This is a genomic window from Gordonia sp. (in: high G+C Gram-positive bacteria), from assembly GCF_012515855.1.
GTDB lineage: Bacteria > Actinomycetota > Actinomycetes > Mycobacteriales > Mycobacteriaceae > Gordonia.
Genome location: NZ_JAAYXO010000249.1, coordinates 1 through 11424, shown reverse-complemented (window position 1 = coordinate 11424; position 11424 = coordinate 1). Strand labels below are relative to the sequence as shown.

Here is an 11424-nt window from a genome sequence, read left to right as displayed (position 1 = left end):
GGCCTGATCCCGCAGGCGCTGCGGCACGCCCGCCGCGGCCGGGCGATCATGAACCAGAACATCGTGCTGTCCCTGGCGATCATCACCGTGCTGCTGCCGCTGGCCATCACCGGCGTGCTCGGCCTGGCCGCGGTCGTCCTCGTCCACGAGGTCGCCGAGCTCGTCGTCATCGCCAACGGGCTGCGCGCCGCGCGTGCCAAGCGCCCGGCGGCGGCTGTGTCGCCTGAGACGGCTTCACCGGCCACGGTCCGCGCGGACAGAGACTGAGAGGAGTGGATCATGGAGATCACGTTGCAGTACTTCGACGGGTGCCCGAACTGGGAGGTGCTCGACCGGCGGCTCACCGAGGCCCTCGACGGCCGATCGGACGTCCGCGTCGTGCATCAGCGAGTCGAGACTGCCGAGGACGCCGCCCGCCTCGGGTTCCACGGGTCCCCGACCGTCCTCATTGACGGCTCCGACCCCTTCGCCGACGAGCACACGCCGGTGGGGCTTGCCTGTCGAGTGTTCCGCACTCCTGCCGGGCTGGCTGGTTCGCCCACCGTCGATCAGCTGCGCGAAGTACTCGATGCGCCTCTATGAGGGTGGAGCACGCGATCATCGCACCGACGCTCAGCGCAGGAAGAGCCGCTTTCATCGAAAACCAGCCAGGATTGTCGTCAACGTTGTGCTGTAGAGCGCGCCGACACTGACAACGGGTGCTACAACCCAGGCATGCGCTACGAGAAGCCGAGTGCGCGCGCGGCCTCCATCTGACCCGATTCGACGCTCTGGATGCCGGAGCGGAAGATCTCGCCGATGTACGCCGCGGCGAGGAGTCCGAGCGCGATGGACCCGAGCCAGAACGGATTGCCCCCGGTGAGGTCCTTGACGATCGGACCGAAGCCGAGGCCGACGATCAGGATCACCACGACCGCGGGCAGGCCTCGGAAGATGTCGGTGTAGACCCGGGCGGGCCAGCGGAGCCAACGGGACCGGGAGATGCCGGCGACCGCGAGGAGCATGCCGAGAACGGTGCCGATGATGCCGGAGGCCAGCGAGATCTTCAGGGTGTTCGGCAAGCCCGTCGTGATGAGCTCGGGGAGGGCTTTGCGGAACTGCTCGCCGTTCAAGAAGGTCTCGCGGAGCTGGGTCCACGTGCTCTTGGGGGCTGCGTCGGACGCGTTCTCGTGCGGCTTGGCGGCGTTGCGCTCGGCGATGGCCTCGAAGTCCGGAAGGTCGGGCATGGGCGCGGCCTTGGAACCGGGCTTCCACCCGTCGGGCAGCGGACGCGGGGCCCAGTCGCTGTAGAGCCGGGCCCACGTGCCGTCGGCGATGATTGCATCGAGGCCGCTGTTCAGCGCTTCGGCCAGCCTCGGGTTGTCGCGGGCCACGGCCCAGGCGGTGAAGTTGTTGATGCTGAAGGTGTTCTCCAGGATCTCGATGCCGTCGGAGGCCTGAACGGTTCCCTCGGCCTGCTGGCTGGGCGCCACCCAGGCGTCGATCTGGCCGGACTTCAGGTTCGCGTAGGCGGTGGCGTAGTCGGGAAACTTCACCGGTGTCAGCTTCAAGGTGTTGGTGACGTAGTCGTCTTGCACCGTGCCTTGGACGACACCGATTCGGGTGCCGGCGTTGAGATCGCCGAAGCTGCGGATCTTGCCGCCTCCGGCGCCGGCGAGCGCGAAGTAGCCGAAGTCGTAGCCGTTGGTGAAGTCGACGGTGTCGCGCCGCTCGTCGGTGGTCGTGATCGACGACGAGCCGACGTCGAACCGGTGGCTCGCCACCTGGGCCAGGAGACCGGAGAACTCCGTGCCGACGAACTCGACCTTGAGCCCGAGTCTGTCGGCGATGGCCTTCAACATCTCGTTGTCCATGCCGGTGAACTGTTGCTTGGAGTTCACGCAGATGCTCGGCGGGGCGTCCGACAGAGTTCCGACGGTGATCGTCCCCGGTTTCACCAACTGCAACTGCGAGACGTCGATCTGATCGAGCGGCGTCGAGGTCGGCGTGGTGAACCGGTCCGGCGCCTGAGCGGCACTTGCGAGATTGGTCGGAGCCGTCGAGGCGGACTCGACGCCGGGCGGTGCGCAGAGGCCGGTGTCGTCGCTCGACGACGAACTCGAGCACGACGCGAGCAACGCGATCGCGAGGGCGGCGACCAGGAGCGGCAACCAGCGCCGAGCTGCGGAAAGCAGAGTCATGATAGGCAAGCGTAATCGGCTTGATCCGAAACTCCGCAATTAAAATGACGCTGGAGAAAATACTGCCTAGGGAACGCCCGAGGTAATGGTCAAGTAAAGGTCGAGAAACAAAACGGGCGTCCCGGAAAGATCCGGAACGCCCGATTTGTCGAGACGTGTCTAGTTTGCGGCCTCATAGGCTGCGACGATGTCGGCGGGGATTCGTCCGCGGTCGCTGACGGTGTAACCGTTCTCCGAAGCCCACTGGCGGACGGCCCGAGTGTTGTTGGCGCTGCGTCCCGTTGCTGCCTGGCGCCGTCCGGCCTGGCGTCCTCCGGTCGATCGTGATGCAGCCACATAGGTCGCGACGTGATTGCGGAACTCTTCGGCGTGCTCGGGCGAGGTGTCGAACTCGTAGCTCTTGCCGTCGAGGCTCCAGCGAACGGTTTCGTATTCGTCGAGTTCTGCGCCGTCGATGTCGTCGACGATCTGGATGACGGTCTTCTTGGCCATGGAGGCGGATCCTTAAGTCGGCAGTGCGAGCGTTTTGGAATCGCACTATTTTTGGGGAAGGCTATTCTCCGAGTGAGAATACACGTATTCACCTGGTAGGTGCCACGTCGGAAGAAGGTGTCCGCTCTGTGGAGGATTCGTTCTCGGTGGTCAGTCCCAACAATGCTCGAGGTGCCCGCTCATCAGAACGGATCTGCTCGAATCCATCAGCGGTGATCGCGAATCCTTTACCTGAGCTCGACTCGATGCAGTAGAGGTCACCTTTATCGGCCAGGCACGCGAAACGATCGATGGTGAGCGACGACCCGGAGGGGAGGATTCGAGACCGGAATAACACGGGATAGCTATTCGCACATGCGCCCGCGGTCGCCCCGTTGGCGTCGAGCGTCGCGTAGTCGGGTTGCCAGTCGCACTTGCTGGAATCGCTGTCCGCGGGACGACGGGCGTCCTTCAGTTCGGTGCCAACGCAGGCGAGGGTATTCGCGCCGTTGTTTCCAGTGGAGCATCGGACGGAGCGATCCTCGGTGGAGAAGTGATAACCCGAGACTTCCGAGCGGTCTCCAGATTCTGAGGTCGCGCCGATCTGGAACTGGGAATTGCTCGCCCTGGGTGCGGCCTTGATGACCCGCTGGAAACTCCAGGGCGAGGCCGGTCCGGTGGCGCCGGTGGAGCGTTGCGCAGAGGTTGGAGCCACCGAGGACGGAAGCGACTCGGTGATCGGTGCGTCGGTCTCGGGAATCACGATCGGACTGGGTGTCTCGTCGATCTCCAGCAGTGAGCAGGCGGGCAGCGCCACGACGGCAAAGCAGGCCAGGGTGGCGCCCGTCAGGGCAGTGAGGAAGCGGCGCTTCCGTGGTCCGTACCCTTGCACTGTGGCGACTCCCAAGATCGTGTTGTTTTATGTGTTCACGCCGCTGCCCGACCCGGAGGCGATCCGGTTGTGGCAGCAGAGCGTGTGTGAGGCCGCTGGACTGCGCGGCAGGATCATCGTGTCATCCCACGGCATCAATGCAACAGTGGGTGGCGATATTCGCGATGTCAAGAAGTACGTGCGGGCTATCCGCAGCTACCCGGCTTTCAAGTCCGCGGATATCAAGTGGTCGGACGGTACCGGTGACGACTTCCCGCGGTTGAGCGTCAAAGTGCGACCCGAGATCGTGACCTTCGGCGCGCCCGATGAACTCCATGTCGACGGTTCGGGTGTGGTCGGTGGCGGCCGACGACTGGCCCCTGAACAACTGCACGAGTTGATCCAGGATCGGGGTGAGGACGTCGTCTTCCTCGACGGTCGCAACCAGATTGAAGCGGAGATCGGCCGGTTCAAAGATGCCGTCGTCCCCGAGGTGAATTCCACCCGCGACTTCATTCCGCTGATCGAGAGTGGTGCCCTGGACCACCTGAAAGGCCGACCCGTCGTGACGTACTGCACGGGCGGTGTTCGCTGTGAGGTGCTCAGCGCATTGATGGCGGCTCGGGGTTTCGACGAGGTCTATCAACTCGACGGTGGCATCGTTCGATATGGCGAGGCGTTCGGCGACTCCGGGCTATGGGAGGGTTCGCTGTACGTGTTCGACAGTCGGATGAAGGTTGATTTCAGCGCCGGACCGGCGGTGATCGGCAAATGTGCGCTTTGCGGAATGCCGAGCAGCGAGGTCATTAACTACCCGGACGGAGACGGTCGGGACCTCGCCGTCATTTGTGTCGACTGCCAGGAGGGCCTGGAACGGTGACTCGGGGTACGGTGCCCGTCGTCGTTCTAGCGGGTTTCCTCGGTGCTGGAAAGACGACGCTGCTGAACCACGTCTTGCGTTATGCCGGAGGCCGTCGAATCGGTGTGATGGTCAACGATTTCGGATCGATCAACATCGACGCGCTGCTGGTGTCCGGTCAATCCGGCGGCACCATGAATCTGGCTAACGGATGCATGTGCTGTACCACCGACGCCACGGGTCTGGCCGAGAATCTCGAGGCGATGGCGGACCCCGCGGCCGGTCTCGACGCGATCCTGATCGAGGCCAGCGGAATCGCCGAGCCGAAGTCGTTGATCCGCATGGTGCTCGCTTCGCGGAGCGCGCGGGTGGCGTACGGCGGCCTCGTCTACCTGGTCGACGGCGCGAACTTCGACGCCACCCTCGTCGAGCACCCGCAGATGTCGTCGCATGTGGCCCTCGCCGATCTGGTGGTCTGCAACAAGGTCGACATGGTGGGGGAGCCCGGCGACGTCGAGGCGCTGGTGGAACGGATTCGGTCGGTGAACCCCAGTGCACCGGTGCTGCCGGTGAGCCACGCGGTCGTCGACCCGGAACTGCTCTTCGATCCGGCCGAGCAACGGATGCGCGACGACGGTGCGCGCCAGCTGACCTTCGACGAACTGATGCTGGCCGACGCCGACCACGGTGCCGACCATGACGCCGATTCCGGTTGCGGTGCCGGGCACGGGCACCTGCATGCCGCGTTCGACTCCGCCTCGCTCGAGACAGATGCCGCGGTCGACCCCCGCCGCCTCGCGATGTTCCTGGAACGACCGCCCGCGGGGAGCTATCGGATCAAGGGAACGGTGCTGGTCGATCTGCCCGAGCATCGCGACATCGCGTACGTCGTGCAGTCGGTCGGCGGTTTCATCAGGGTCGAAGCCGGCTCGTGGCGCGGCAGGTCGCGTGGGACGTCGCTGGTGGTGATCGGTGCCGGTCTCGATCCGGTGCAGGCGCGGGCGGCTCTGGACGGTGTGGTGGTTCCCGCGGACCCCGACGACACCAACGGCATCCTTCATTTGACGCGACATCTGGTCACAGCGACCTAACGATTCCCCGCTGGTTCCGAGCCTGGGTTTGCGGGCCCACCTCAACCACTGGTTGACTGTTACGCAAGTGTTCTATGTGACAGATGATGTGGATTCGGAAGGAGAGCGGTGTGCGTCGGCCCCGTGGCCGGTGTGCATCCACCTACCTATGGCTGCTGTACGTGTACGGCGTCGCGTGATGGTCGCGGCGTCCCTCTTGGCTTCGTCGGCGCTGATCGGCGGGGTGCTCGTCGCTTCGCCGACCGACGCCGCACCCACCGCGGGCGCCCTGACCGGCAAGACGGTCTTCCTCGATCCCGGGCACCAGGGGTCCGCGGCTGGACAGAACCTGTCCAAGCAGGTCAACGACGGCCGCGGTGGAACCAAGGACTGCCAGACCACCGGCACCACGGCCGTCGGCGGCAAGACCGAGCACACCATCAACTGGGAGGTCGCCCAGCTGGTGAAGGCCGCACTCGAAAGCAAGGGTGCACGGGTCCTGATGAGCCGGAAGGACGACACCGGCTGGGGTGGGTGTGTCGACGAGCGCGCCGAAGCCGCCAGCAGGTCGGGCGCCGACCTGGCGGTGAGCCTGCACGCCGACTCGACGAGCCAGGGCGCCGACCCCGGTAAGTCGGGCTTCCACATGATCGTTCCGACCCTCCCGATCCCGGACAAGGCGGTCGACGCGGTGCAGGCCGGTGAAGGGCGCAAGGCGTCGAACACCGTGCGTGACGCGTTGAAGAAGGCCGGGATCGCGCCGGCCAACTACGGCGGTGCGATCGACGGTGTCGTCACCCGCCCGGACATCGCCGGGTCCAACCTGACGCGCGTGCCGCTGGCCTTCATCGAGATGGGCAACCTGTCCGACCCCGCCGATGCGGCTGTGCTGTCCACGCCGCAGGGCGCCACCAAGTACGCGGTGGCCATCACCGACGGCATCACCGACTACCTCGGTGGTCGGGCCTCGGCAGCCAACCCGACGGCACCGGCACCGGATCCGAACGCCAAGCCGACAGATCCCGCGGCGCCCCCGGCCGAGTCGACGAGTCCCGATCTGTCCGGTCTCTCGGGCGTTGAGGCGATCGGACCGCTGATCGATCAACTCGCCAAGGCCAAGAGCCCGCAGGAGGCGCAGAAGATCCTGATGACACAGGGGCAGGACGTCTCCGCTGACGTCCTCAAGGCGATCCTCGCCGTCGTCTACGCGGTCTTCGGTGGCAAGCTGCCGATCTGACGTCGACAGCCCTCGACCCGTGAAACGCCAGGAGAGCTTCTCCTGGCGTTTTCGCATTAGGCTGAATGCATGGGTCTGCTGACATTGCCGCAACTTCCGAGACTGAAGACCATCCGCGAACTGTTCGTGGTGCCGACACCGGTGCCATCGCTTCGCGACCGCAAGGTGCTGATCACCGGAGCCGCCAGCGGCATCGGGCGGGCGACGGCGCTCGCCGCGGCGCGGGCCGGCGCGGAGCTGGTGCTGACCGACGTGCAGGCGGGTCCGTTGGACGAGGTGGTCGCCGAGATCATCGACGCCCACGGCACGGTCCTCTTCCACAGTGCGGGCGACGTCTCCGACTACGACTGGGTGGCGGCGTTCGCGCGCGGAGTCGAAGCCGAAGTGGGCGTCATGGACGTCGTCATGAACGTTGCTGGTATCTCCGCGTGGGGCACGGTGGAGAACTTGGAGCATCGTCACTGGAAGAAGTTGGTCGACGTCAACCTGATGGGGCCGATCCACATCATCGAGTGCTTTGTGCCGCCGATGGTGCGCCGCGGAGAAGGCGGCCACCTGGTCAACGTCTCGTCGGCTGCGGGCCTGCTCGCGCTGCCGTGGCATGCCGCGTACAGCGCCAGCAAGTTCGGCATCCGGGGCGTCTCGGAGGTGCTGCGGTTCGACCTCCGTCGTCACCATATCGGGGTGTCACTGGTCTGCCCGGGCGGCGTCGCGACTCCGCTGGTCGAGACCGTCGACATCGTCGGACTCGACCGGAGCAACACTGCGATCCAGAAGGAGATCGCCGGCTTCCACAAGATCGCGGTGACGCCCGAGAAGGCGGCGTCGGCGATCCTGCGCGGGGTGACGCGCAACAAGTACATGGTCTACACCTCGTTCGACATCCGCTTCGGCTACTGGTGGGCTCGCAAGTTCGCGTTCCCGTACGAGGTCGTCATGCGGATCGCCAACAATCGCTTCGACCATCTGTCGCGGCTCAGCGGTCTGGGCGATGCCGCCGCCGACCGGTCCGGGACCGCTGCCTCGCAGCGCGCCGAATGAGCGCCATCCGCGCCGGCGGCGTGCTGGTGGTCGCCGCGACCAAGGCCGAAGCAGCGCACGTGCCGCCCGGCACCGAACTGTTGATCACCGGAATCGGGAAGGTACGCGCCGCCAGCGCCGTGGCGCGGCGACTCGCACTCGGTGACTACGGCCGTGTCGTGAACATCGGCACGTCGGGGGCCCTGCGCGACGGTCGTGTCGGTCTCTTCACTCCGTCGCGGGTCGTCGAGCACGACATCAGCGCGGTTGAGTTGGCCGCGATGGGGTACCACCAGCCGGACGAGTGGGAGATCCCGGACGGCGACGGATCTGTTCTGGCCACGGGTGACATGTTCGTCACCGACGCCGTTCATCGCGCGCGGCTCGCACAGCGTGCTGATCTCGTCGACATGGAGGGCGCGGCCGTCGTCGCGGTCTGCGCCGAATTCGGTGTGCCGGTGCGACTGGTCAAGGTGGTCAGTGACAACGCCGACGAAGAATCCTTCGACTGGCCGTCGGTGATCGATGCGGCAGCGCGTCAACTGGGGGAGTGGCTGGCTGCCACCGGCTTCGGCGAGCAGGTGTCACTCGCGCGTTGAGTGACGTGCCTGTTGTCGGCTAGCGGTCGTCGGCTCCCGCCGTCAGATCCTCGATCGCGCCGTTGTCGCGCATCTGTCCTGCCGTCCGGCGGGGCGCCTTGGGATCGCGCGCGGGGATGGTCTGCGGAGCGGCGCGACGCGGCGTCTCTGCCGACTTTCTCGCGGGTGCCTGCCTGGTCGCGGAGGCCGGCGCCGGGCGCTTCTGTGCGGGTGCCGAACGGGGAGTGGCAGCCGGCGGTGCACTCGGCGAGGACGGGCGCGGTGCGGCCCGCCGGGCAGGCTGCGGAGCGTTGGTCGCAGCGTCGGGTCGAGCCTGCGGTGGTCGTGCGGCCTTCTTGGCAGGTGCGGCGGTCTTGCTGGTGCCAGTCTTGGTTGCCGCGGTCTTGGTTGTTGCAGGCCTGGTTGTCGCAGACGGCCGGGAAGCAGACTTCTTCGGAGCAGACTTCTTTGCCGCGGCCGTCGTTCCGGCGGCTTTCTGTGCGCCGGCCGCTGCCTTGGTGCTTGTTGTCTTGGTGCTGTTGCTTCCGCCGCTACCCGTGCGGGTTCGAGCGGCCTTGCCGAAGAGCGCCTGCCCCTTGGGCCTGGCGAGGAACCACCGGGCCCCGACCACGACGAGCGTCAGCAGGAAGGCCAGCAGGATCCACGGGAAACTGGTGGCGATCGGCAGGACGACCTTCAGGACGATGGATTTCATTCCCTCGGCGCTGTCGGAATTCAGCGTGTACAGCGTCCCGACGCCGACGATGAAGGCGATGAGGGGCGGTTGTGCGGCGGCGGTGAACAAGGCGCGCTGGCGCACCGCGAGCGCCGCCAACAGGCAGCCGAGGATGTAACAGATCTTGAAGGCGCGACCGAGCGCAGACGAGGAATCGTCGAGGATGACGGTATCGATGAAAGCACCGAGCGTCGTGGCGCCGACTCCGATGAGAACAGCGCCCCACCACGGCACACCCTTGATGGTGGGCACGACAGATCGCTCGTCGGAGGGCACGGCTGAGCCGGCTAGCAAGCGCGAAGACACATCTAAACGGTACCGGCAAGAAGTCCGAACCCGGTGATCCGAACCTGTGCGTTTCGATAATTTCACAATGTGCGTGACATGGATCTCACAACGGAATCGACGTTCGGCACCCCCTCGACCACCCGGGGCGACCGATTCTCGGGTCCGGACAACGCCTCGAGATCGGCCAGCTTTCGTGCCGTCACACCCAGTCGCGAGTCGATGGCTCCGACAGTGGAGTTATACGACTCCACTGCTCGCCGCAACGACGCACCGGTCTTCTCCAAGTGGCCGAGTACCTGATCGATGCGCTGATACAGCTGTCTCCCGAGCGCATGGATGGTCTCCGCGTCTTCGGCCAGCGCGAACTGACGCCAGCCCAACGCCACCGTCCGGAGCAGTGCGATGAGCGTGCTCGGGGTAGCGAGCACCACGTCGCGCGAGAACGCGAAGTCGAGGAGTTCGGGGTCGCCGCGCAGCGCCGACTCCAATGCGCCGTCGTTCGGTAGAAACAAGACCACGAACTCGGGCGACACCGGCTGTGCCGACCAGTAGCTCTTTCCGGCAAGTGCGGTCACGTGTGCACGGACGGCCTGGGCGTGCCGGACCACCAGTTCGCGGTTGTCGGCCACCGCCGCGGACGTCGACTCCATGTACGACTGCAGCGGAACCTTGGCGTCGACGACGATCCGCCGTCCGCCCGCCAACTGCACCACCAGATCGGGGCGGACGGCGCGCTCGGCCTCCGACTGGCCGTGCACCTGCGTCGAGAAGTCGCAGTGCCGCGACATGCCGGAGAGCTCGACGACGCGCTCCAACTGGACCTCGCCCCACCGGCCGCGAACTTGAGGCGCATGGAGCGCGCCCGCGAGCTGGTGGGTCTGCTGCTGCAGGCGGCGTGAGGTGGCGTGAACACCGCGCATCTGCTCGGCCAGCCCGGCATACGCGTGGACGCGGCCGGCCTCGCTCCGGCGGAGCTCTTCCGACAGCCGTCCGAGGGTGTCGCGCAGCGGCCCGACCACGAGGTCCACTTCGGCTCCCACCCGTCCGCTCTCCGGGCCGGCCGTGGTGCCTGCGTGCGCGGCGAGCGACGCGCCACGGGCCAACCAGCCGAGGAGCGCCCCGACGATGAGGCAGATCGGGCCGATGATCGCTGCGGGTGTCATGGGCACATCATGGCGGAGGCCTCTGACATTCTCGGTTCGACCATTCTCGGTTCGACGTCTGGCCGTCGCCGATCGGCCGTGATCAGACGGCGACGTCGAGGTCGATCGCCTCCCGATCAAGCAGCAATGCCTTCAGCGCGAGTCCATAGCGGTAGCCACCGAGGGTGCCGTCCGAACGCGTCACTCGGTGGCACGGGACGAACAGGGCCGCAGCGTTGCGAACACAGCACTGGGCGGCGCCGCGGACAGCGGTGGGACGGCCCGCGAGCTCAGCCAGTCGCGCGTAGGTCACGGGATGGCCCGGCGCGACTCGACGCAGTGCGGCCCACGACTCCTGGATGAACGGACCGGCGTCCTGCCGCACCGCGATACGGGAAGGGGCGCCGAAGTCGCCGTCGTAGTAGGCGAGTACCGCGTCGGCAGCGCTGCCCGGTGCGCGCTGGTGCAGCCCGTCGATGCGCAGTGACGTCGAGATCAGCGCATCCAAGTAGTCCGGCGATTCCGTCCATCCCGCCGCGAACACGGTCTCGGCGTCGTCGACGAGAATCGTGAACGGTCCGTCCGGCGTCGTGACGGTGGTCCAGCCGAGCCCGGGTACCGGGTCGGCCGGCGTGGGATCGGTCGGCACGGGCTGAGCGGTCATGAGGTCCCCCTGGAGATGTCGTGGATCGAGTGCCGCGGACGGCACAGCGCTGACACGAGTCGTCGCCGACCAGCGGTCGCCGGTGCGCTCTGCGAAACGACTCGTAGATTGGACGCAGCCGACGCCGAATCGGTTCCACCGTTGTCCACAGGCAGCGGCTTCCGGTGTCGCCGGGGACCCCGCGCGTGCCACTGCGCGCGAATGTCGCAGGGCTGTGTGAAGATTGCCTCGTGAGCGACCAGAATCCAGAGCCAGCCGTAGAATCGGACGCCGATTCGCCGGACTCGCCGTCGACGACTGCGGAAGCG

General features: G+C 66.4%; 11 protein-coding genes and 2 pseudogenes. 7 read left to right on the top strand and 6 right to left on the bottom strand.

All coding sequences use genetic code 11. The features are described 5' to 3' along the window. A pseudogene (locus tag GX543_RS17625) lies at positions 1 to 267 on the top strand (cation-transporting P-type ATPase); the annotation flags it as partial. Positions 268 to 279: 12 nt separating this feature from the next. Next, positions 280 to 582: a hypothetical protein gene (locus GX543_RS17620; RefSeq protein WP_007321360.1), complete on the top strand. Its 303-nt coding sequence runs from the start codon at positions 280 to 282 to the stop codon at positions 580 to 582. Between the two features lie 140 nt (positions 583 to 722). Here GX543_RS17620 and GX543_RS17615 read toward each other — a convergent pair. The 3 genes and pseudogenes from GX543_RS17615 to GX543_RS17605 form a co-directional block, all read right to left on the bottom strand. Then, positions 723 to 2180 (bottom strand): annotated as a pseudogene (locus GX543_RS17615) (ABC transporter permease subunit); the annotation flags it as partial. 159 nt (positions 2181 to 2339) lie between these two features. Further along, on the bottom strand, positions 2340 to 2672 hold the full coding sequence (locus GX543_RS17610; RefSeq protein WP_290853809.1) for an Lsr2 family protein: 333 nt from the start codon (positions 2670 to 2672) through the stop codon (positions 2340 to 2342). An 88-nt stretch (positions 2673 to 2760) separates the two neighbouring features. Further along, positions 2761 to 3543, bottom strand: a complete 783-nt coding sequence (locus GX543_RS17605) for a hypothetical protein (protein WP_290853808.1) — start codon at positions 3541 to 3543, stop codon at positions 2761 to 2763. A 1-nt stretch (position 3544) separates the two neighbouring features. Between GX543_RS17605 and GX543_RS17600 the strand changes: the two genes are divergently transcribed. The 5 genes from GX543_RS17600 (at position 3545) to GX543_RS17580 (ending at position 8307) form a co-directional block, all read left to right on the top strand. After that, positions 3545 to 4402, top strand: coding sequence for a rhodanese-related sulfurtransferase (locus GX543_RS17600; RefSeq protein ID WP_290853807.1), 858 nt, complete (start codon positions 3545 to 3547; stop codon positions 4400 to 4402). Continuing rightward, positions 4399 to 5472: a GTP-binding protein gene (locus GX543_RS17595; RefSeq protein ID WP_366929090.1), complete on the top strand. Its 1074-nt coding sequence runs from the start codon at positions 4399 to 4401 to the stop codon at positions 5470 to 5472. Before GX543_RS17600 ends, GX543_RS17595 begins: the two co-directional genes overlap by 4 nt. A 148-nt stretch (positions 5473 to 5620) precedes the next feature. Continuing rightward, on the top strand, positions 5621 to 6688 hold the full coding sequence (locus tag GX543_RS17590) for an N-acetylmuramoyl-L-alanine amidase (RefSeq protein ID WP_290853804.1): 1068 nt from the start codon (positions 5621 to 5623) through the stop codon (positions 6686 to 6688). Positions 6689 to 6757: 69 nt separating this feature from the next. Continuing rightward, positions 6758 to 7729: an SDR family oxidoreductase gene (locus GX543_RS17585; protein ID WP_290853802.1), complete on the top strand. Its 972-nt coding sequence runs from the start codon at positions 6758 to 6760 to the stop codon at positions 7727 to 7729. Next, complete coding sequence (locus tag GX543_RS17580; protein ID WP_290853801.1) at positions 7726 to 8307, top strand: nucleosidase; 582 nt, start codon at positions 7726 to 7728, stop codon at positions 8305 to 8307. Before GX543_RS17585 ends, GX543_RS17580 begins: the two co-directional genes overlap by 4 nt. 19 nt (positions 8308 to 8326) lie before the next feature. On the opposite strand, the gene GX543_RS17575 is transcribed toward GX543_RS17580, so the two are convergent. From GX543_RS17575 to GX543_RS17565, 3 genes are all read right to left on the bottom strand, one after another. Further along, on the bottom strand, positions 8327 to 9274 hold the full coding sequence (locus tag GX543_RS17575) for a DUF6542 domain-containing protein (RefSeq protein ID WP_290853799.1): 948 nt from the start codon (positions 9272 to 9274) through the stop codon (positions 8327 to 8329). Between the two features lie 116 nt (positions 9275 to 9390). Further along, the gene (locus GX543_RS17570) at positions 9391 to 10473 is read right to left on the bottom strand and encodes a DNA recombination protein RmuC (RefSeq protein WP_290853797.1); all 1083 of its coding nucleotides are present in this window, start codon (positions 10471 to 10473) and stop codon (positions 9391 to 9393) included. An 82-nt stretch (positions 10474 to 10555) separates the two neighbouring features. Continuing rightward, positions 10556 to 11116 (bottom strand): methylated-DNA--[protein]-cysteine S-methyltransferase, encoded by a 561-nt coding sequence (locus GX543_RS17565; protein WP_290853796.1) that lies wholly within the window; start codon positions 11114 to 11116, stop codon positions 10556 to 10558. Between the last annotated feature and the right edge of the window lie 308 nt (positions 11117 to 11424).

What these genes read in the sequence shown, in the direction of transcription:
- GX543_RS17565 (WP_290853796.1), bottom strand. Translation starts at nt 11,116, where the DNA reads ATGACCGCTCAGCCCGTGCCGACCGATCCCACGCCGGCCGACCCGGTA.
- GX543_RS17570 (WP_290853797.1), bottom strand. Translation starts at nt 10,473, where the DNA reads ATGACACCCGCAGCGATCATCGGCCCGATCTGCCTCATCGTCGGGGCG.
- GX543_RS17610 (WP_290853809.1), bottom strand. Translation starts at nt 2,672, where the DNA reads ATGGCCAAGAAGACCGTCATCCAGATCGTCGACGACATCGACGGCGCA.
- GX543_RS17580 (WP_290853801.1), top strand. Translation starts at nt 7,726, where the DNA reads ATGAGCGCCATCCGCGCCGGCGGCGTGCTGGTGGTCGCCGCGACCAAG.
- GX543_RS17590 (WP_290853804.1), top strand. Translation starts at nt 5,621, where the DNA reads ATGGCTGCTGTACGTGTACGGCGTCGCGTGATGGTCGCGGCGTCCCTC.
- GX543_RS17585 (WP_290853802.1), top strand. Translation starts at nt 6,758, where the DNA reads ATGGGTCTGCTGACATTGCCGCAACTTCCGAGACTGAAGACCATCCGC.
- GX543_RS17620 (WP_007321360.1), top strand. Translation starts at nt 280, where the DNA reads ATGGAGATCACGTTGCAGTACTTCGACGGGTGCCCGAACTGGGAGGTG.